Origin of the sequence: Enterobacter chuandaensis, from assembly GCF_039718975.1 — a bacterium.
GTDB classification, from domain to species: domain Bacteria; phylum Pseudomonadota; class Gammaproteobacteria; order Enterobacterales; family Enterobacteriaceae; genus Enterobacter; species Enterobacter chuandaensis.
On the sequence record NZ_CP097173.1, the window covers coordinates 2,211,759 to 2,232,828 of the forward strand.

The window sequence follows — 21,070 nt, forward strand, 5'->3', positions numbered from 1 at the left end:
AGTGCAGATGAGTAAATTTCCAACATCACAACGAACGATGTAAGGAATGGATTATGAAGATTGTCGGGGCTGAAGTGTTTGTAACCTGCCCGGGGCGTAACTTTGTCACCCTTAAAATCACCACCGATGAGGGGATTGTGGGGCTCGGCGACGCAACGCTGAACGGGCGTGAGCTCTCCGTTGCTTCCTACCTGAAAGATCATCTCTGCCCGCAGCTGATTGGTCGCGATGCGCACCGTATCGAAGATATCTGGCAATTCTTCTATAAGGGCGCCTACTGGCGCCGTGGTCCGGTCACCATGTCGGCCATTTCCGCCGTGGACATGGCACTCTGGGACATCAAAGCCAAAGCGGCCAACATGCCGCTCTACCAGCTGCTGGGCGGGGCATCCCGTGAAGGGGTAATGGTCTACTGCCACACCACCGGGCACACCATTGACGACGTGCTGGAAGATTACGCTCGTCATAAGGAGATGGGTTTTAAGGCGATCCGCGTGCAGTGCGGCGTGCCAGGTATGAAAACGACCTACGGCATGGCTAAAGGGAAGGGGCTGGCCTACGAGCCTGCCACCAAAGGTGACTGGCCGGAAGAGCAGCTCTGGTCCACCGAGAAATACCTCGATTTTACGCCAAAACTGTTTGACGCGGTGCGCAGTAAATTTGGCTTCAATGAACATCTCCTGCACGACATGCACCACCGTCTGACGCCCATCGAAGCGGCGCGTTTCGGCAAGAGCATCGAAGAGTTCCGTATGTTCTGGATGGAAGATCCAACGCCTGCGGAAAACCAGGAGTGCTTCCGCCTGATCCGCCAGCATACCGTCACGCCAATCGCCGTGGGCGAAGTGTTCAACAGCATCTGGGACTGCAAGCAGCTGATCGAAGAGCAGCTCATCGACTATATCCGCACCACCATCACCCATGCGGGCGGGATCACCGGGATGCGCCGCATCGCGGACTTCGCGTCGCTCTATCAGGTGCGTACCGGCTCACACGGCCCGTCCGATCTGTCACCGATCTGCCACGCGGCCGCGCTGCATTTCGACCTGTGGGTGCCGAACTTTGGCGTGCAGGAATATATGGGCTACTCCGAACAGATGCTTGAGGTCTTCCCGCACAGCTGGCGCTTTGATAACGGCTATATGCATCCGGGTGACAAGCCGGGGCTGGGCATTGAGTTTGATGAAAAACTGGCGGCGAAATACCCGTACGATCCGGCTTATCTGCCGGTGGCCCGCCTTGAAGACGGCACGCTGTGGAACTGGTAACCGAGGAGCGAACGATGAAAAGCGTAGTGATTCAACAGCCGAATCAACTGGTGATTGAAGAGCGCCCGCGCCCGGAGCCAGGCGCAGGGGAAGTCCGCGTCAAAATCAAACTGGCCGGGATCTGCGGGTCAGACAGCCACATCTACCGTGGACATAATCCGTTTGCTAAATATCCGCGCGTGATCGGCCACGAGTTTTTTGGCGAAATCGACGCCGTGGGCGAGGGCGTAGAACCGTCCCGGTTAGGGGAACGCGTTTCGGTGGATCCAGTGATCAGCTGCGGGCACTGCTACCCGTGCTCCGTCGGTAAGCCTAACGTCTGCACTTCACTGGTGGTGCTGGGCGTTCACCGCGACGGCGGATTCAGCGAATATGCCGCCGTACCCGCGAAAAATGCCTGGCGCATCCCGGATGCGATCCCGGATAAACACGCCGTCATGGTTGAGCCTTTCACCATTGCCGCCAACGTGACCGGGCAGGCGAATCCCACCGAACAGGACGTTGCGCTGATCTACGGCGCAGGGCCGATGGGGCTGGTCACCGTACAGGCGCTGAAAGGCGTCTACAACGTGAAGCAGGTTATCGTCGTGGACAGAATCAATGAGCGTCTGACCATGGCCCAGCGCAGCGGTGCGGACTGGGTATTCAACAACGGCGAACAGTCGCTGCAGGCCGCGCTGGAGGAAAAGGGCATCAAGCCGACGCTGATTATTGACGCCGCCTGTCATCCGTCGATTTTACAGGAGGTGGTAACCCTGGCTTCTCCCGCTGCGCGGATCGTTTTGATGGGCTTTTCCAGCGAACCGAGCCAGGTTGTCCAGCAGGGCATCACCGGCAAAGAGCTGGCGATTTTCTCTTCGCGCCTGAATGCCAACAAATTCCCGGTCGTCATCGACTGGATGCAAAAAGGGCTGATCGACCCGGAAAAACTGATCACCCATACCTTTGACTATCACCATGTAACAGACGCCATCGAACTGTTTGAGAAAGACCAGCGGCAGTGCTGCAAAGTCTTACTGACGTTCGGGCAATAACCCTACACGCGGTTAAGAGCCCGCGAAGACGGGCTCTCAGTGGTACGCATCTTACCTTTTAGAGATAGCCATTATGACGCAAGCACAACCTCAAAGAACCACCTCCGATCTGGTGAAAGCCGCCGTCTCCGGCTGGCTGGGCACCGCGCTGGAATTTATGGATTTCCAGCTCTACTCGCTGGGGGCGGCACTGGTATTTCATGAAATCTTCTTCCCGGAACAGTCGGCCGCGATGGCGCTGATCCTCGCGATGGGGACCTACGGCGCAGGGTACATCGCGCGTATTGTCGGGGCCTTTATCTTCGGCAGAATGGGCGACAGCATTGGCCGTAAAAAAGTGCTGTTTATCACCATCACTATGATGGGTATCTGCACCACGCTGATTGGCGTGCTGCCAACCTACGCGCAGATCGGCATTTTTGCCCCCGTACTGCTGGTGACGCTGCGTATTATTCAGGGGCTGGGCGCCGGGGCGGAGATCTCCGGGGCTGGGACCATGCTGGCGGAGTACGCCCCGAAAGGGAAGCGCGGCATCATCTCCTCGCTGGTAGCGATGGGGACTAACTGCGGGACGCTAAGCGCAACGGCGATCTGGGCCATCATGTTCTTCGCCCTTGACCGTGAACAGCTGCTCGCCTGGGGCTGGCGCGTGCCGTTCCTCGCCAGCGTCGTGGTGATGATCTTCGCCATCTGGCTGCGAATGAACCTCAAGGAGAGCCCGGTCTTTGAGAAGGTGAACGATGCACAAACAGCGCAGCCGGACACCTCGCTGGGTTCAATGGTAAAAAGCAAATCCTTCTGGCTGGCGACCGGTCTGCGTTTCGGTCAGGCGGGCAACTCGGGTCTGATCCAGACGTTCCTTGCCGGTTATCTGGTCCAGACGCTGCTGTTTGATAAGGCCATTCCGACCGACGCGCTGATGATAAGCTCCATTCTCGGGTTTATCTCCATCCCGCTGCTGGGCTGGCTTTCCGACAAAGTAGGCCGCCGGGTGCCGTACATCATCCTTAATATCTCCGCCATCATTCTGGCGTACCCGATGCTGTCGATCATCGTCGATAAAAGCTATGCACCCGGGACGATCATGCTCTGCATCATCGTTATCCATAACTTCGCCGTCCTGGGGCTGTTTGCCCTGGAAAATATCACCATGGCGGAGATGTTTGGCTCGCGGAACCGCTTTACCCGTATGGCTATCTCCAAAGAGGCGGGCGGTCTGGTGGCGGTGGGCTTTGGTCCGGTACTGGCGGGGATCTTCTGCAACATGACAGGTTCCTGGTGGCCGATTGTTGCCATGCTGGTGGCCTATTCTGTGATTGGGCTGGTCTCGGCGATCCTGATGCCGGAAGTGCGCGACCGTGACCTCAGCGCGGCGGAAGATGCTGCGGAGGCCGCGCCAAAAGAGAGCGTGGCTTACGGTGCGGTCTCCACGCGGCGCTAACGGTTTATATCTCGCGTGACTTATCACACAACTTTTTGTTTATGTCACACCACTTGAGCAAAAGTTAATATAAATCAAAAACACAAACGGCAGTATCAGTATGGTTGATGGCAGTTATTTTTTCACCCCAACTGCCATTCTAGTTGGTGTAGTCAGCAGGCACGGCCGCGCTTGAATAGCGCGGCCGTGATTCACAGCTTTCTAATTAACGAGTCTTAATCATGGAAAACCGGTTATTACAGGCGAAAGCGACGCTTCCTCAGTACGATCGCAGCAGCCTTAATGCACGCATTGTTCATTTAGGGTTTGGCGCATTTCACCGTGCGCATCAGGCGGTGTATGCCGACATTCTTGCGGCGGAACACGGCAGCGACTGGGGCTACTGCGAGGTTAACCTGATTGGCGGCGAGCAGCAGATTGCCGACCTGAAAGCGCAGGATAACCTCTACACCGTGGCGGAGATGTCCGCCGATGCGTGGACATCCCGCGTGGTTGGCGTGGTCAAAAAAGCACTGCATGCGCAGGTCGATGGGCTGGAGAGCGTGCTGGCGGCGATGTGTGAACCGCAGGTGGCGATCGTTTCGCTGACCATCACCGAAAAAGGCTACTGCCACTCTCCGGCAACCGGGCAACTGATGCTCGATCATCCTTTCATCGTCGCCGACCTGAAAAATCCGCATCAGCCGAAATCCGCACCGGGCGTGGTGGTGGAAGCGCTGGCACGACGCAAAGCGGCGGGGCTGCCTGCGTTCAGCGTGATGTCCTGCGACAACATGCCGGAAAACGGTCACGTCATGCGCAACGTAACCTGCGCTTACGCGCGGGCGGTAGACAGTGAACTGGCGGACTGGATCGACGCGAACGTCACTTTCCCGTCAACCATGGTGGATCGCATTGTACCGGCGGTCACTCCCGATACGCTGGATAAAATCGCGCAGCTGACCGGCGTTCGTGACCCGGCAGCGGTGGCCTGCGAGCCGTTCCGCCAGTGGGTCATTGAAGATAACTTTGTGGCCGGGCGTCCCGAGTGGGAAAAAGCCGGGGCTGAGCTGGTGTCAGACGTCATTCCGTTTGAAGAGATGAAGCTGCGGATGCTCAACGGCAGCCACTCGTTCCTGGCGTATCTTGGCTATCTGGCCGGTTACCCGCATATCAACGACTGTATGGAAGATGAGAACTACCGCATCGCCGCTCGCGCGTTGATGCTTAACGAGCAGGCGCCGACCCTAAAAGTAAAAGGCGTCGATTTAGAACACTACGCCGATCTTTTGATTGCCCGCTACAGCAACCCGGCCCTGCGCCATCGTACCTGGCAAATCGCGATGGACGGCAGCCAGAAGCTTCCACAGCGTATGCTCGATTCCGTGCGCTGGCACCTGGTACATCAGAAGCCTTTCCCGCTGCTTGCGCTGGGCGTGGCAGGGTGGATGCGTTATGTTGGCGGCGTGGACGAGCAGGGTAACGCCATTGACGTGAGCGACCCGCAATTGGCGGCGATCCAGGCGGCGGTGAAGGGGAGCGCGGAAGGGGAAAGTCGGGTTAAGGCGCTGCTCGGCATTGAGGCTATCTTTGGTAAAGAGCTGCCGCAGGAAAACGTCTTTGTCGCGGCGGTGATGAGCGCATACGAGTTGTTACTGCAGAGGGGGGCGAAGGCCGCGGTGGCTGAACGCGTGTCTCACCTGTAATCCCTGATATGCCGCCGTTTGCGGCGGCATAACACGCGCACGTTTAGTGCATACCCAGGCGAATCAGCTCGATCGGTTCGAACTTACCGTCGCATCCTTCCACTTCCACCGTTTTGCCACGACGCACCTGCGCGGCATCAAGCCCTTCGCTGTGGATCGCCTTAATCACACCCGTTTTGCCTGTGCCGCTGATCATGACGCGGCTGCCGGTGGTGATTGCATTGCGGTTACGGTCGTATGTCATCATGGTATTTTCTCCTCTCTAACCGGTCGTTACGGCGCTATTTCAGGTTTTGCCGTTCACGGGGCATATAAATACGCCTGTCTGCATTTCATTTTTTTGTTTTTGATCAAACTCACACTTTTTTCTTTATTCAGCGACGCGCTGACGGTTCACGACAGCAATTTACAAAGCAGACACTTATTTTCCATTGCTGATAGTTTCGCGGTGGGATCGTTGAGGGTTGGTTTATATTGCCGATGCCATTCTGGATACAGGAAATAACCCTTCATCGGAATAAGGAGCCAGGCTTATGTATAAGAAAATTTTGATGCCTGTTGATGTGTTTGAAATGGATTTGAGCGACAAAGCGGTTCGCCACGCGGCAAACCTTGCGAAGGCTGAGGGCGCATCGATTACCCTGGTCAACATTTTGCCTGCCAGCAGTCGGTCTCTGCTGCGCGGATTCAACGCCGATATTAAAAAGTTCGAAGAGTATATGACCGCAGAATCCGGAAAGAAAATGAACGAGTTAAAAAGACTGTTCGATATCGCCCCGGAGAATATTCACTCTCTGGTTCGTTTTGGCAATGTCCGCGATGAAATTATCAAGCTGAGCAGAGAAGGGGAATATGATGCGATCGTCATCGGGTCAAAAAATCCAGGCATTACGACCCATCTGCTGGGGTCAAATGCGGAATCAATTCTGCGTTACGCCACGATTCCGGTGCTAGTCGTTCGTTAATCATCTCGCCGCTCCCGAAAGGGGCGGCGAAAATTACTCTTCGCTAAACCACTCGCTATTTTCCTGGCGAATAAGCTGCACGGATTCGCTAATTTCCTGCAGATGGAGCGTCATGGCTTTTTCCACACCTTCCGGGTCGCGTTTTTCAAGCGCGCTGAAAATATCATGATGCTGGCGGAGCAGCATTTCCGGCGGTGATACATGATCCAGGCTCATGTAGCGCACCCGGTCAATGGTGGCCTTGATGTTTTCAATCGTATCCCAGGCTAACTGACAATCTGCAATCTGCGCCAGCTTCTGGTGGAATTCATCGTCAAGCTGAAAGAAATCGTTGAGCTGCTTACGGTCAATCGCAATGCGCTGCTGGTGAAGGTTCTGCTCCAGCAGGTAACACTGGTTGTCGTTGACGAGCGTTGCGGCACGGCGCGCTACCGCGCATTCAATAGCCTGGCGAACGAAACAGCCATTACGCACCTGAGAAAGGGAAATTTTATTTACATAGCTGCCGCGCTGGGGGCGGATCTGAATCAGGCCATTCTCGGCAAGTTTAATAAACGCCTCGCGCACCGGCTGACGGGAGACATCAAAACGCACGGACACCTCTTTTTCAGAGAGCGGCGTTCCCGGCGGGATCAGGCAATGGACGATATCGCGGCGTAAAATACGATAAATTTGCTGATTAACGGGCTGGGTAGGGTTGAGTTGCGATTCAGCGGCCATGGGTTGTGATTTCTCAGAGAGTTAACCCGAACATACTACCATTCTTTTACCCGGCATCACATACCCGGCCCGCAGGCCGGGAGAGCATCATTTAGCCGCGATGGACGTTAAGCCCGGCGAAACTCTGGCTGACCGGCATCATTTCCACGGTATTGATGTTGACGTGTTTTGGCAGCGTCGCGACCCACCAGACCGTTTCGGTGATGTCCTCTGGCGTCAGGGCATTGGCGTTTTCGTAGGTTTTATCCGCTTTCGCATCGTCGCCTTTGAAGCGTACGTTGGAGAATTCGGTGCCGCCCACCAGGCCCGGCTCGATATCGGTAACGCGAATGGCGGTGCCGTGCAGGTCGGTACGCAGGTTGAGGCTGAACTGGCGCACAAACGCTTTCGTCGCGCCATAGACGTTGCCGCCCGCGTAAGGCCAGCTCCCGGCGGTAGAACCGATGTTGATAATGTGGCCACGGTTGCGCTCGACCATGCCCGGCAGCACCGCGCGGGTCATATAGACCAGCCCTTTGTTGTTGGTGTCGATCATGTTTTCCCAGTCTTCAACGCTGGCTTTGTGAGCGGGCTCCATGCCCAGCGCCAGACCGGCGTTGTTGACCAGCACGTCGATGGCGCGCCACTCTGACGGCAGGTTAGCAATCATCTCTTCAATGGCCGCGCGGTTACGCACGTCCAGCTGCGCGGTCAGGATGCTGTCACCTAAATCGTCCTTCAGCTCCTGGAGGCGCTCCTGACGGCGGCCCGTTGCAATCACCTTATGCCCGTTGGCGACGAAGCGACGCGTGATACTTTCACCAAAACCCGCCGTTGCCCCGGTAACTAAAATAATCATCTCACTGTTCCTCAACGCTTTTTGTGTTGTACTAACATAGCACGGCCGCAGAGGATGCGTTAAGGCCACATTTGTATGACGGCATTGCAGCCAGTGGCGGCCTGGCCTACTCTGGGAAGATACCCGTACTCAGGAGTGAAAGATGTCGGTCACGAATCCCTTTTTTGACATTAGCCTGTTGCCTTACCAGGCTCCGCGTTTTGATGAAATCAACGACAGCCACTATCGCCCGGCCTTCGACGAAGCGCTTCGCCAGAAGCGCGCGGATATTGACGCTATCGTTACTCAGTCCGCTGCACCGGACTTCAACAATACCGTGCTGGCACTGGAAAAAAGCGGCGTTATGCTCTCGCGCGTCAGCAGCGTATTCTTCGCTATGACCTCCGCGCATACTAACGGTTACCTGCAGGAGCTGGAGGAGCAGTTCTCCACTGAACTTGCCGCGCTGGCGAACGATATCTGGCTGAACGACGCGCTCTTTTCCCGCGTGGAGAGCGTCTGGCAGGATCGCACCGCGCTGGACGCCGAATCACGTCGGCTGGTCGAGGAGACGTACCAGCGCTTTATTCTTGCCGGTGCGCGCCTGAACGAGACAGAAAAAGCCGAGCTGAAGGCGCTGAATACCGAGGCTGCAACCTTGACCAGCCAGTTTAATCAGCGCCTGCTGGCTGCCGATAAGGCGGGCGGGCTGGTGGTGGATTATGCGCACCAGCTTGAAGGCCTCAGCGCAGATGAGATCGCTACCGCTGCGCAGGCCGCCGCGGAGCGTGGGCTGAACGATCGCTGGCTGATCCCACTTCTGAATACCACTCAGCAACCCGCGCTTTCAGCGCTGCGCAATCGTCAGACGCGCGAAAATCTGTTTAACGCAGGCTGGACGCGTACCCAGAAAGGGGATGAAAACGACACCCGAGCGCTCATTCTCCGCCTTACGGCGCTGCGCGCGCGGCAGGCCAGCCTGCTGGGCTTTAAGGATTACGCGAGCTGGAGCATCGCCGACCAGATGGCGAAAACCCCGGAGGCCGCGCTGACCTTTATGCGCGGCATTGTGCCCGCGGCGCGTGCCCGTGCAGAGCGCGAGCAGGCCGATATTCAGAAAGTGATTGATGACGAGCAGGGCGGCTTCACCGTGCAGGCCTGGGACTGGGCCTTTTATGCCGAGCGTGTGCGCCAGGCGAAATACGCCCTCGATGAGGCGCAAATCAGGCCCTATTTTGCGCTCAATACCGTATTGCAGGATGGCGTATTCTGGGCGGCCAGCCAGCTGTTTGGCATCCGCTTTGTGGAACGGTTCGATATTCCGGTTTACCACCCGGACGTCCGCGTATGGGAAATTTTCGACCACACCGGTGAGGGCATGGCGCTGTTTTACGGCGACTACTTTGCCCGCGATTCCAAACAGGGCGGGGCCTGGATGGGCAATTTCGTCGAGCAATCCTTCGAGTTTGCTGCCCGCCCGGTGATCTATAACGTCTGTAACTACCAAAAACCGGCTAACGGCGGCGTTGCGCTTCTCTCCTGGGATGACGTGATAACCCTGTTCCACGAGTTTGGTCACACCCTTCACGGCCTGTTTGCCAGCCAGCGTTTCGCCACGCTCTCCGGCACCAATACCCCGCGTGATTTCGTTGAATTCCCGTCGCAAATCAACGAGCACTGGGCCAGCCATCCGCAGGTGTTTACCCACTATGCCCGCCACTACCAAACCGGTGAACCGATGCCGGACGCGCTGCGGGAAAGCATGCTTAATGCAACCCAGTTCAACAAGGGTTATGACATGACCGAGCTGCTGGGCGCCGCACTGCTGGACATGAACTGGCACGGCATCGGTGAAGCGGTTTCGAGCGTGGAGGATTTTGAAGCAGCAGCGCTGAAAAAAGAGGGGCTGGATCTGCCCGCCGTACCACCGCGCTATCGCAGCAGCTACTTTGCCCATATCTTCGGCGGCGGCTACGCGGCGGGGTATTACGCCTACCTGTGGACGCAAATGCTGGCGGACGATGGCTATCAGTGGTTTGTCGAAGAGGGCGGATTGACGCGTGAAAACGGGAAAATATTCCGCGAGGCGATTTTGTCGCGCGGGAATAGTACTGATTTAGCTGAACTTTATCGAAACTGGCGCGGGCACGATCCGAAGATTGAGCCGATGCTTAAAAACCGCGGCCTGGAGGACTGAGCCAGCCGCCCGGCGGCGCTTCGCTTGCGCGGGCCTGCGGATGCCGTAGGCCAGCTAAGCGCAGCGTCGTCCGGCCAGAAACGCTGTGCCTATTATTAGATCACGTAGTTTTTGGGTTTGCTGCGGGCTGTTAAACTCAGCTTACCTTTTTGTACGATCCCCCTGGTTCAGGCCGACGCTCTATGTCTCTTCGTTCGCTGCGGGCGTTATGCCTCACAAGTTTTTTCATTGCCGACGTCCGCGACGGCCTCGGTCCTTTTCTCGGCATCTTTCTGACAGAACGCCACTGGACGCCTGATGATATCGGCATTCTGATGACTGCCGGTGGGCTGGCGGGATTACTGGCTACGCTCCCGGCGGGGGTGATTACTGACACGTCGCGGAACAAACGCACCGTGCTGGCGCTGCTCTGCATTTTGATCACCCTGAGCACGCTGCTGCTCTGGTTTAGCCAGCAGACCAGCCTTGTCGCCGTCTCGCAAATCGTCACCGGCATCTGTGCGGCGTTTGTCGGGCCGCTGGTCGCCGGGATAACGCTGGGCCTGACCGGCCAGCGCGGGTTTAGCGCGCAGATGGGTAAAAACGAGGCGTTCAATCATGGCGGTAATTTTGTCACCGCCGTGATAGCAGGCGGCATTGCCTGGTACTGGGGCGTCGGCGGGATTTTTCTGCTGATGACCTGCACGACGCTGCTGACGCTCTGCGCGCTGCTTGCCATCCGTAACGGGGACATTGATAACGATGCGGCGCGAGGGCTTTCATCTTCAGGTAACGTTCCTGTCCCCGGCTTCGCGGTGTTAATTAAAAACCGGGCGCTGTTTGTGACCGGGCTGACGCTGCTGCTGTTCCACCTGGCGAACGCCGCACTGCTTCCGATGCTGAGCATGAGGGTTGCCGCGGCACCCGCCTCGATCAACCCTGGCCTGTTCGCGGCAGGCACCGTTATCATCTCGCAGGCGGTGATGATCCCCGTTGCCATCTGGGTTGCAGGCCGAATAGAACGTTACGGCTACTGGCACCTGATTATGCTGGCATTGCTGGTGATGCCGGTGCGCGCGGTGCTGGCAGCCATCACGGACGCACCGTTGATGATGGTTCCGGTACAAATTCTCGACGGACTGGCCGCCGGGATCCTGGGCGTCGTGGTACCGTCGTTTATCGTGGTGTTATTGCGCGGGAGCGGGCACGTCAATGCCGGGCAGAGTGTGGTGATGCTGATGCAGGGCATTGGCGCATCCATGAGCCCGGCGTTAACCGGCACGATTGCCGGTCATTACTCTTTTGCGACGGCATTCAGCGTGCTGAGCGCGATTGCGCTGGGGGCCGTTCTGCTCTGGTGGCGGGTTGCGCACCGAAGCTGGGAAACCGACAGTACGCCGGGTGGTGCATAGCCATCACCCGGCGTCACGCTTATGCCAGTTCGTTAAGGCACGCTTCACCTTTTTCCAGCTGCTTCAGGTTACCGAGCGTGGTTTCAGAAATGCTGATCAGCGCTTCGGCAGTCAAAAACGCCTGGTGGCCAGTAAACAGGACGTTATGACAGGCTGACAGACGGCGGAACACGTCGTCCTGGATCACATCGTTGGACTTGTCTTCGAAGAACAGATCGCGCTCGTTCTCATAAACATCCATCCCCAGCGCGCCAATTTTCTGGGTTTTCAGCGCTTCGATAGCGGCCTGAGAGTCAACCAACCCGCCGCGGCTGGTGTTGATGATCATCACGCCATCTTTCATCTTGTCAAACGCCGCCTGGTTAAGCAGGTGGTAATTTTCCGGTGTTAGCGGGCAATGCAGGGAGATCACGTCAGACTGCGAGAACAGGGTCGGCAGGTCGACGTATTCCACGCCCAGCTCCAGCGCCGCAGCGCTTGGGTAGGGGTCGAACGCCAGCAGACGCATGCCGAAGCCTTTCAGAATGCGCAGGGCAGCCACGCCAATTTTACCGGTGCCGATCACGCCCGCGGTTTTGCCGTACATGGTAAAGCCGGTCAGCCCTTCCAGAGAGAAGTTGGCATCACGGGTGCGCTGATAAGCGCGGTGAATACGACGGTTAAGCGACATCATCATGCCAATCGCATGTTCCGCCACCGCTTCCGGGGAGTAGGCCGGGACGCGCACTACCTTCAGACCCAGCTCTTTCGCCGCGTCGAGATCCACGTTGTTAAAGCCCGCACAGCGCAGGGCGATGTACTTCACCCCCTGTTTTTTCAACTCTTCCAGCACCGGGCGACTGCCGTCGTCGTTAACAAAAATGCAGACGCCTTCACAGCCGTGCGCCGTTTTGGCGGTTTTTTCGGACAGCAGAAAGTCGAAAAATTCAAGCTCAAACCCGTAAGCCTCGTTAACATGTTGCAGATACTTTTTGTCGTACTGCTTTGTGCTATATACCGCGAGTTTCATAAGACTTTCTCCAGTGATTTTGCATTCACGTTAGCATGATTAAAATTATCTTACAATTTATAAAATATTATTGAATTCAATAAGTTCTATCAATTATTCTAGAACATCTATCCTTAAAAATGGCATTCCCTTCAACTGACTGGCTAAACATGCGACAATATTCGGCATTGCCGGCTTAATTCTTTCGAAAAATCAGGATATTAACTGCCCATGAAGGGTAAATACAAAGCCGCCATTGCGGTTTTACTGCTGTTGATTTTGGTGCCGCTGACGCTGCTGATGACGCTCGCCCAGTGGGTGCCGACGCTCGCCGGGATCTGGCTTCCGGTTGGAACGCGCATCGCTTTTGAAGAGAGCCCCAAACTCACCCGTCACGCGCTGGTGATCCCCGATCTCCGCTATCTGGTGGAAGAGTGCGAAATTGCCCGCATTGATAACGTGACGCTGTCACATCCGAGCCGCTGGAAGCTGGATATCGGCTCGCTGGATCTTAACGCCGTCTGTCTGAGCAAGATTCCCCAGTCTGCGCCCTCAACCGTCGCGCCCAAAACGCTGGCACAATGGCAGGCGGTGTTACCGAACACCTGGCTCACCATTCACCGTCTGACGCTCTCTCCCTGGCAGCAGTGGCAGGGCGAGCTTAATGCGTCACTGACGCCCTCCAGCCAGGAGATCGCTTACAAAGGCGAGCAGGTCAGCATTAAAGGCACGCTTCGCGGTCAGACGCTCTCGGTCAGCCAGTTTGATGTACAGCTCCCGGACCAGCCGCAGCCCATTAAGCTGGTGGGTGAGTTCACGCTGCCGCTGGTTCCGGACGGCGTGCCGGTGAAAGGCCACGCGGTAGCCACCTTTAACGTGCCACAGTTAACGTCCCTGGTCGATGCCGATCTGGACTGGGAAGATAATCAGGGACAACTGGTGGTCATGGCGCGGGACAACCCCGATCCGCTGCTTGACCTGCCGTGGCAGGTCACGGCGGAGCAACTGAACATCAGCGACGGACACTGGAACTGGGATCTCTCCGGTATGCCGCTCAGCGGTCGGGTTTCCCTGCGTGCCGAAAACTGGCAGCAGGGGCTGGAAAAAGCCACCCTGACCGGACGGCTGAACGTATTGACGCAAGGCGATGCGGGGAAAGGCAACGCGGTACTGAATATTGGGCCCGGCAGGCTCAGTATGGAAAACAGCGACATGCCGCTGCATCTGAGCGGCGAGGCGAAGCAAAACGATCTTATTCTTTACGCCAAATTGCCCGCCAGACTAACCGGCAGCCTGTATGAACCGCAGCTCGACTTCCAGCCCGGCGCGCTGCTCCGCTCGCGCGGGCGCATTATTGACTCACTCGATATCGATGAAATCCGCTGGCCGCTGGCGGGCGTGAAGCTGACGCAAAAGGGCGTGGACGGCCGTCTACAGGCTATTCTGCGTGCTCATGAAAACGAGATGGGCGATTTTGAACTCCATCTGGACGGTCAGGCCAACGATTTTATCCCCGATAACGGCCTGTGGCAGTGGCGCTACTGGGGAAAAGGCGGCTTTACGCCAATGAATGCCCGCTGGGATGTCGCCGGGAAAGGCGAATGGCGGGATAAACTCATCGAGCTCACCGCGCTCTCCACCGGTTTTGACAAGCTCCAGTACGGCACGATGGAGGTCAGCAAGCCGCGCCTGGTGCTGGATCATCCGGTGCGTTGGCTTCGCGATCCGGAAAAACCGACCTTTAGCGGCGCGCTGTCGCTCAATGCCGGGCAAACCCGGTTCGCTGGCGGCAGCGTTTTGCCGCCGTCGGTCCTGACATTCAGCGTCGACGGCACCGACCCGACGATTTTCCAGTTTAAGGGCGATCTCCGTGCGGAAAAAATTGGCCCGGTACAGGTAAACGGCCGCTGGGACGGGGAGCGCCTTCGCGGACAGGCCTGGTGGCCGAAACAGTCGCTCACCGTCTTCCAGCCGCTGATCCCGCCGGACTGGAAAATGACGCTACGCGACGGGGAACTCTATGCGCAGGTCGCCTTCTCGGCGGCAGCCGAACAGGGCTTTGAAGCGGGCGGGCACGGCGTGCTGAAATCCGGCAGCGCCTGGATGCCGGATAACCAGATTAACGGCGTCGATTTTGTGCTGCCGTTCCGCTTCAGCGAGGGGACCTGGTCCCTGGGCACGCGCGGCCCGGTTACGTTGCGCATCGGCGAAGTGGAAAACCTGGTGACCGCGCGCAATATTACCGCGGACCTGCAGGGGGATTATCCCTGGACAGAGGACAATCCGCTGCTGCTCACTAACGTGAAGGTGGAAACCCTCGGCGGGAAGATCACCATGCAGCAGCTGCGGATGCCGCAGCACGATCCGGCGCTGCTGCGCGTGGACAATATCTCCTCCAGCGAGCTGATTAGCGCCGTCAATCCGAAGCAGTTTGCCATGTCAGGCCCGGTCAGCGGGGCGCTGCCGTTCTGGCTGGACAATGAAAAGTGGATCATTAAAGATGGCTGGCTGACCAACCCCGGGCCGATGACGCTGCGTGTTGACAAAGATACGGCTGACGCCATCGTGAAAGATAATATGGTTGCGGGCGCGGCGATTAACTGGCTCCGCTACATGGAAATTTCGCAGTCGTGGACGAGAATCAATTTAGATAACCTGGGTGAATTAACCATGCAGGCGACCATCAAGGGGACCAGCCGCGTGGACGGCAAAAGCAGCTCCGTCAACCTGAACTATACCCATGACGAGAATGTCTTTACCCTGTGGCGCAGCCTGCGTTTTGGTGACAACCTGCAAACCTGGTTTGAGCAACACGCGGCGATACCCGCTCTGCGCAGTTCGACTGGCAAGGAAAGTGAGGAACAACAATGAAAAAGATGGCTGGTGCGCTCACCGTTGCCGCGCTACTGACCGGCTGTACGCCGCGCATTGAAGTCGCTGCGCCAAAGGAGCCGATTACCATCAATATGAATGTCAAAATCGAACATGAGATCCACATCAAGGTCGATAAAGACGTTGAAACCCTGCTGAAATCGCGCAGCGATCTGTTCTGAGGACGCCATGAAACGATTAGCGTTGATTTTACTGGCCCTGAGTATAAACGTGCAGGCGGCTGGGCTGACCTTAAACGATGCCCGGGCGCAGGGGCGCGTGGGGGAAACCCTCAGCGGTTATCTTGCTCCGATCCAACAGGATGCTGAAACGCTGGAGCTGGTGAGCCGCATTAACGCGGCGCGCACGGAGAGCTATCAGAAGCTCGCCGACAGCAATAATTTACCGGTCGATGAAGTGGCGAAAATGGCGGGGCAAAAACTGGTTGCTCGGGCGCAGCCGGGCGAATACGTCAAGGGCATTAACGGAAAATGGCTTAAAAAGTAGCTAGCGGTAGCGCTTGCGGTATTCACCCGGCGAGACGCCAAAACGCTGCTTAAAGGCCGTTGAGAAATGGCTATGGTCGGTAAACCCCCAGCTGTAGCCAATGCCCGCCAGCTTTTCATCATCGCCGGTGGATTGCAGTACCTGCGCACAGAGATCCAGACGACGGTTTTTAATGTACTGCGCTACCACCAGTCCCTTCTCGGCAAACATGCGGTAGAGGCTGCGCACGGACATTCCGCTCTCGGCAGCAATCCATTCCGGGCGCAGCGCTTCAGACTGAATATGGTCGTCAATCAGTGCCACCACATGCTGGAACTGGCGCTCCTTACGCGGCTGCATCACGTCGCGCTGCTGAAAAGCGGGGCGCAGCAGGCAGATCATCGCTTCGAGCGCCGCTTCACTCTCCCGGTCACTCAGGTCGGCATTGCTCATGCTCTCCATCAGCAGGCGATGGCTCAGCTGTACAGTGGGCAAGGTGCGGGAAAGGGCCGTTGCGCAGTTTATCTCCTGAAAGCGGCACTGCTGCTCAATAATCTGACGGGGAACCAGCAGCGAAATCTGGCGGGATTTTTCCCGCCAGTTGATTGAGCAGGGGCGCGATGCGTCAAGCAGCGTAATATCACCGGTTTTAAGCAGCGCGCGACGGTCATCCTGCTCAATTTCCGCGCTGCCTTCAAGCTGGAAGACGGTGTAGAACCAGGCATCATTACTCTGCTGGATCTCCTGATGAGAGCGGAACAGGTTTACCCCGCCTGCAGTGACGGTACTGAGCTTCAGGCTGCGCGCATAGCTGGTCTCCAGCTCACCGAAGAATTTGCCCCCGGTGGGCTGGGCGTTAAAACGCCCGCAAACCTGGTTAATTTGCGCCAGCCACTGCTGATACTTTTCCTGGTCACTTGCACACGCCATCGCTTCTCTCACTGCACCGTCAACGTTTTCGCATTGTTGCATTTGTGTTGCATTTTGTCAGAGCTATGAGGCTGACTATAGGAAAGAACACTCACCGGTAACAGCGATATAAGCGGCAATTATCGCGAATTGCGGCACCTGTCACAGGTGGCAAAGCGAATGTCACAGAGACAAAAGCGAGAATGCAAAACCCCACTTAGACTGGATTAACACCCTGAGAATAACAACGAAGGAGTATCCTATGTCTGAATCACAGGTGGCCATTCTGCCTGCCGTGCAGCAGTTTTTAGACCGACATCATGGCCTGTGGATTGAAGGGCGTCAGGCCGCGTCAGACAGTGAAAAGCGGCTGAATGTCTACAACCCGGCCACGGGTGAGGTGATTGCCTCGACCGCCGATGCCAGCGTCGATGACGTTGACCGCGCGGTGATGTCCGGCTGGCGCGCGTTTGTTGCCCGCAGCTGGGCCGGAAAATTACCGGCGGAGCGCGAGCGGATCCTGCTCCGTTTCGCCGATCTGGTCGAGCAGCACGGCGAGGAGCTGGCCCAGCTTGAAACGCTGGAGCAGGGGAAATCGATCAACATCTCCCGTGCCTTTGAAGTCGGCTGTACCCTGAACTGGATGCGCTATACCGCCGGGCTGACCACGAAAATAGCCGGTAAAACCCTCGATCTCTCCATCCCGCTGCCGCAAGGTGCGCGCTACCAGGCGTGGACGCGCAAAGAGCCGGTTGGCGTGGTGGCCGGGATTGTGCCCTGGAACTTCCCGCTAATGATCGGGATGTGGAAAGTGATGCCAGCGCTGGCCGCGGGCTGCTCTATTGTCATTAAACCGTCTGAAACCACGCCGCTGACCCTGCTGCGCGTGGCGGAGCTGGCCAGTGAAGCGGGCATTCCGGACGGGGTATTCAACGTGGTGACCGGGAGCGGCGCGGTGTGTGGCGCAGCGCTGACCTCGCACCCGCATATCGCGAAGGTGAGCTTTACCGGCTCAACGGCTACGGGTAAGCAAATTGCCCGCGCGGCGGCGGACACGCTAACCGGGGTGACCCTGGAGCTGGGCGGGAAAAACCCGGCCATCGTGCTCAAGGATGCGGACCCGGCGTGGGTGATAGAAGGATTAATGACCGGCAGTTTCCTCAACCAGGGGCAGGTGTGCGCGGCGAGCTCCCGCATTTATATTGAAGCGCCGCTGTTTGACACGCTGGTCAGCGGGTTCGAACAGGCGGTGAAATCCCTGAGCGTCGGGCCGGGCATGTCGCCGGAGGCGTTTATCAACCCGCTGGTGTCGCGCGCGCACTGCGATAAGGTGCAGACCTTCCTCGACGAAGCGACGTCGCGCAACGCGGAGCTGATCGTGGGTAACCGCGGCCCGGAAGGCAAAGGCTATTACGTCTCGCCTACGCTGGTGGTGAACCCGGATGCCGCGCTGCGGTTAACCCGGGAAGAGGTGTTTGGTCCGGTGGTCAACCTGGTACGGGTATCCGACGGGGAAGAGGCGCTCCAGCTGGCAAACGACACCGAATATGGCCTGACGGCCAGCGTCTGGACGCAGAACATCAGCAAGGCGCTGGAGTATACCGACAGGCTGCAGGCGGGCACCGTCTGGGTGAACAGCCATACGCTGATTGACGCCAACCTGCCGTTCGGGGGCATGAAGCAGTCCGGTACAGGACGTGATTTTGGCCCGGACTGGCTGGACGGCTGGTGCGAAACCAAGTCGGTTTGCGTGCGGTATTGAAAACACTGCCGGGTAACGCTGCGGTTACCCGGCAGGCTTTAACCCGGCGGCTATTTTAATGCTGCGGCGATGACCGATGGAATAGCGTCAAACGCCTGTGCAACGCCTTTAGTCCGGATCTCCTCACTGCGCGTCGCCCCTTCGGCACGAACGAATTCCACTCTGTCGATGCCCAGAAAGCCAAAAAATTTCTGCAGGTATCGCTCCTGAAAATCCATGTCTTCGATTGGCGTACCGTGATATATCCCACCGCGGGTTGAAACGACGACAATCCTTTTTCCGGTCGCATGCCCCACCGGGCCCGTCGGGGTATAGCTGAAGGATTTTCCCGGCTGGGCCAGTCGATCTAACCAGGCCTTAAGCTGCGTTGAGACGGAGAAGTTATACATAGGCGCACCTATCACGATGAGGTCGCTATTGAGAAATTCGTTCACAAGCTCCTCGGACAGCGCGTGTTCGCGGACTTCTTCAGCCGTAGCGTCCGCGGCTATCAGCAGCGGTCGGAAGCCCGCAGCAACGGTGCCGGTGAGATGGGCGATGGGGGTTTTAACGACGTCGCGATAGATCACCCGATCTGACGCGAGCTGGCGAACCACCTCTGCCGTCAGCTGACGTGAAAGTGAGAACTCGCCGTTAATGCTTGAATCTATATGCAGGATATTCATTTTTTTGTTTCCTTTGCGTCGGTCTGGGTTGCTTGTTCGATAAACTGGCTGACGGTATCCGGGTGGGAAATCATCGACATATGGCTGCTCTTAATACGCATGACGGTGGCGTTCATGGCGCCGGCAAGCTGCTGCTGGACGCCGGGAGAAAGGGCGCGATCGTCTTCGGTTATCAGATACCATGAGGGTTTTTCGCGCCAGGCGGCATGTTCTACCTTCTCGCTAAAGGCGTTTGCCGCGATGGGCTGCTGCGTTGCCGTCAGCAGCTTTACGCGTTTGAGAGGCAGGTCATTGGCCATCGTGCGCTGATAGGCATCGGGATCGTCCAGCCAGATCAGTCCATTTTTATCCGGGCGCATGTCGGCCATCGGGGCGTTAATGCGGGTAAGAAGAGAGGTGACCGATTCACCGCTGTCGGGGGCAAGGGCGGAGAGAAAAATCAGCTTTTTCACCTTCGGGTTATTGCCTGCCTGAGCGATGACCGCGCCAGCCCAGGAGTGACCGACAAGGATCACTTCCCCTTGCTGACGGTCAATGACACGCTCAGTGGCGGCGACGTCATCTTTCAGCGAGGTCAGAGGGTTCTGCACTGCCGTGACGTGGTAGCCTCGGGTCTGCAAACGGTCTATCACTTCCTGCCAGACGCAACCATCGGTAAAGGCACCGTGCACCAGGATGATGTTATTAATCCGCGCCTGAACAGGCTGCGATGCAGCCATGCAAAGCAAAGAAAGAAGAACGGGCAAGCGTGTCGGTTTCATAGGCGTGACGTAATTTCCTGAGAGACGTTGAAGCACAGTGTAACGAGAGGCGCAAAGAAGCTTGTAGTGTCTGAAATGACGGTTAACATACGAAATCAGACATTTTATTCGGGCCTGAATCATGAGAATTGGCATTTTAGCGTTACCCGGAAGTATGAAATCCGCCGTGGCTGGGCTCTGCGACATGTTCTGGCTCGCTAACGAGGTGATTGCCCAGCAGCCGGACGGCGAGGGCATATCGCCATTTGAGGTGGTCATCATCACGGCGGAAGGAAAGCCGGTCCCGGACGCGCAGGGTCGACTGATCGAGACCGATGAGGGCTTTGTCACCGGGGGAACCTTCGACCTCGTGATTGCCTGCGGGATGAAGCTTGACGAGCAGAAACGCCCGGTCTCGTTAGCGGCGGTCCACGAGGCTGGCGCATGGCTGCGCGGCCAGTATGATAAAGGCGCGATGCTTGCGGGAGCCTGTGCCGGTGGGTTGGTTCTCGCCGAGGCGGGGGTGCTCAATGGGCGGGCATGCACGACGACTTGGTGGCTTTACCATACTTTCCGCCAGCGTTACCCGCTCAGCAAACCCGTCTGGGGTAAAGCGCTGGTGCAGGACGCGCGGGTTATCACCTCCGGCGGCCCGCTCTCGTGGGTTGACCTGGCGCTGCATATCATCCGTCTGCACGCGGGGCAGAAGCTGGCGCGTCTGACGGCCGACATGGCCGTGGCGGACAGCCAGCCGTTGTCTCAGCAGGTTTACGCGCCAGCAGGTTTTTTAAATTCGGTACATCCGATGATAATGAAAGCGGAACATATCGTCCGGTATGAAAATCCGGCGATTACCGTAGAGCAGCTTGCCCGGGCGCTGAATATGACCACTCGAACCCTTCACCGAAAAATGGCGGAGGAGATGAATGAAAGCCCTAAAAACTTTTTGACGCGCATGCGTATTGAAAAGGCGATGCGTCTCCTGGAGCAGCCGGGGTACGTCATAGCGCAAATTGCCGGCGATTGCGGTTACGCTGACGACACGGCATTCAGGCGCGCATTCACTGGCGTGACGGGAATGTCGCCCGGCCAGTATCGCAAGTGGATCGCCGGGCGTCATGCGGAATAGCC

The 21,070-nt window shown here is 57.4% G+C and carries 19 protein-coding genes; 12 read left to right on the forward strand and 7 right to left on the reverse strand.

The features are described from left to right. Window positions 1-53 precede the first annotated feature (53 nt). From rspA to MX657_RS10825, 4 genes are all read left to right on the forward strand, one after another. Window positions 54-1,268, forward strand: a complete 1,215-nt coding sequence (gene rspA, locus MX657_RS10810) for a D-mannonate dehydratase ManD (protein ID WP_217479624.1) — start codon at window positions 54-56, stop codon at window positions 1,266-1,268. 14 nt (window positions 1,269-1,282) lie between these two features. Further along, window positions 1,283-2,302, forward strand: a complete 1,020-nt coding sequence (locus MX657_RS10815; protein ID WP_346808436.1) for a Zn-dependent oxidoreductase — start codon at window positions 1,283-1,285, stop codon at window positions 2,300-2,302. 73 nt (window positions 2,303-2,375) lie between these two features. Beyond that, window positions 2,376-3,743, forward strand: a complete 1,368-nt coding sequence (locus tag MX657_RS10820) for an MFS transporter (RefSeq protein ID WP_252001520.1) — start codon at window positions 2,376-2,378, stop codon at window positions 3,741-3,743. Window positions 3,744-3,964: 221 nt separating this feature from the next. After that, a complete protein-coding gene (locus MX657_RS10825) occupies window positions 3,965-5,428 on the forward strand; it encodes a mannitol dehydrogenase family protein (protein ID WP_346808438.1) in 1,464 nt (487 codons plus the stop codon). Window positions 5,429-5,471: 43 nt separating this feature from the next. Here MX657_RS10825 and ydfZ read toward each other — a convergent pair whose 3' ends face one another. Next, window positions 5,472-5,675, reverse strand: a complete 204-nt coding sequence (gene ydfZ / locus MX657_RS10830; protein ID WP_080327230.1) for a putative selenium delivery protein YdfZ — start codon at window positions 5,673-5,675, stop codon at window positions 5,472-5,474. A 286-nt stretch (window positions 5,676-5,961) separates the two neighbouring features. On the opposite strand from ydfZ, the gene MX657_RS10835 reads away from it, so the two are divergent. Further along, window positions 5,962-6,393 carry a universal stress protein gene (locus MX657_RS10835; protein ID WP_346808440.1) on the forward strand — a complete coding sequence of 144 codons (432 nt, stop codon included), beginning with the start codon at window positions 5,962-5,964 and terminating at the stop codon, window positions 6,391-6,393. Window positions 6,394-6,426: 33 nt separating this feature from the next. Here the strand turns inward: MX657_RS10835 and MX657_RS10840 are convergent, their stop codons facing one another. After that, a complete protein-coding gene (locus tag MX657_RS10840; RefSeq protein WP_346808442.1) occupies window positions 6,427-7,113 on the reverse strand; it encodes a GntR family transcriptional regulator in 687 nt (228 codons plus the stop codon). A gap of 91 nt (window positions 7,114-7,204) precedes the next feature. Beyond that, on the reverse strand, window positions 7,205-7,951 hold the full coding sequence (gene ydfG, locus MX657_RS10845) for a bifunctional NADP-dependent 3-hydroxy acid dehydrogenase/3-hydroxypropionate dehydrogenase YdfG (protein WP_080327227.1): 747 nt from the start codon (window positions 7,949-7,951) through the stop codon (window positions 7,205-7,207). 142 nt (window positions 7,952-8,093) lie between these two features. Between ydfG and dcp the strand changes: the two genes are divergently transcribed. Together dcp and MX657_RS10855 are read left to right on the forward strand one after the other, a co-directional pair. Next, window positions 8,094-10,127 (forward strand): peptidyl-dipeptidase Dcp, encoded by a 2,034-nt coding sequence (gene dcp, locus MX657_RS10850; protein WP_346808444.1) that lies wholly within the window; start codon window positions 8,094-8,096, stop codon window positions 10,125-10,127. A 182-nt stretch (window positions 10,128-10,309) separates the two neighbouring features. Next, window positions 10,310-11,518: an MFS transporter gene (locus MX657_RS10855; protein WP_346808445.1), complete on the forward strand. Its 1,209-nt coding sequence runs from the start codon at window positions 10,310-10,312 to the stop codon at window positions 11,516-11,518. Window positions 11,519-11,537: 19 nt separating this feature from the next. Here MX657_RS10855 and MX657_RS10860 read toward each other — a convergent pair whose 3' ends face one another. Then, a complete protein-coding gene (locus tag MX657_RS10860; RefSeq protein WP_346808447.1) occupies window positions 11,538-12,527 on the reverse strand; it encodes a 2-hydroxyacid dehydrogenase in 990 nt (329 codons plus the stop codon). A 210-nt stretch (window positions 12,528-12,737) separates the two neighbouring features. Between MX657_RS10860 and MX657_RS10865 the strand changes: the two genes are divergently transcribed. Genes MX657_RS10865 through MX657_RS10875 form a run of 3 tightly spaced genes read left to right on the forward strand, consistent with a single transcriptional unit; the run spans window position 12,738 to window position 15,884 of the window. Then, the gene (locus MX657_RS10865) at window positions 12,738-15,377 is read left to right on the forward strand and encodes a YdbH family protein (protein ID WP_346808449.1); all 2,640 of its coding nucleotides are present in this window, start codon (window positions 12,738-12,740) and stop codon (window positions 15,375-15,377) included. After that, on the forward strand, window positions 15,374-15,559 hold the full coding sequence (locus MX657_RS10870; RefSeq protein ID WP_080327221.1) for a YnbE family lipoprotein: 186 nt from the start codon (window positions 15,374-15,376) through the stop codon (window positions 15,557-15,559). The genes MX657_RS10865 and MX657_RS10870 overlap by 4 nt, the downstream gene beginning before the upstream one ends. 7 nt (window positions 15,560-15,566) lie before the next feature. Beyond that, window positions 15,567-15,884: a YdbL family protein gene (locus tag MX657_RS10875; protein WP_080327220.1), complete on the forward strand. Its 318-nt coding sequence runs from the start codon at window positions 15,567-15,569 to the stop codon at window positions 15,882-15,884. On the opposite strand, the gene feaR is transcribed toward MX657_RS10875, so the two are convergent. Next, window positions 15,885-16,793, reverse strand: coding sequence for a transcriptional regulator FeaR (gene feaR / locus MX657_RS10880; protein WP_119915799.1), 909 nt, complete (start codon window positions 16,791-16,793; stop codon window positions 15,885-15,887). It lies immediately after the preceding gene. 241 nt (window positions 16,794-17,034) lie between these two features. Here feaR and MX657_RS10885 point away from each other — a divergent pair, with 241 nt between their 5' ends. Continuing rightward, the gene (locus MX657_RS10885; RefSeq protein ID WP_346808452.1) at window positions 17,035-18,534 is read left to right on the forward strand and encodes an aldehyde dehydrogenase family protein; all 1,500 of its coding nucleotides are present in this window, start codon (window positions 17,035-17,037) and stop codon (window positions 18,532-18,534) included. Between the two features lie 50 nt (window positions 18,535-18,584). Here MX657_RS10885 and MX657_RS10890 read toward each other — a convergent pair whose 3' ends face one another. Both MX657_RS10890 and MX657_RS10895 read right to left on the reverse strand, forming a co-directional pair. Next, entirely contained in the window at window positions 18,585-19,199 is a 615-nt protein-coding gene (locus MX657_RS10890) for an FMN-dependent NADH-azoreductase (protein ID WP_346808454.1), read from the reverse strand. Then, window positions 19,196-19,960 carry an alpha/beta fold hydrolase gene (locus tag MX657_RS10895; protein ID WP_429844865.1) on the reverse strand — a complete coding sequence of 255 codons (765 nt, stop codon included), beginning with the start codon at window positions 19,958-19,960 and terminating at the stop codon, window positions 19,196-19,198. Before MX657_RS10895 ends, MX657_RS10890 begins: the two co-directional genes overlap by 4 nt. A gap of 154 nt (window positions 19,961-20,114) precedes the next feature. On the opposite strand from MX657_RS10895, the gene MX657_RS10900 reads away from it, so the two are divergent. Then, a complete protein-coding gene (locus tag MX657_RS10900; RefSeq protein ID WP_346808456.1) occupies window positions 20,115-21,068 on the forward strand; it encodes a GlxA family transcriptional regulator in 954 nt (317 codons plus the stop codon). Window positions 21,069-21,070 lie beyond the last annotated feature (2 nt).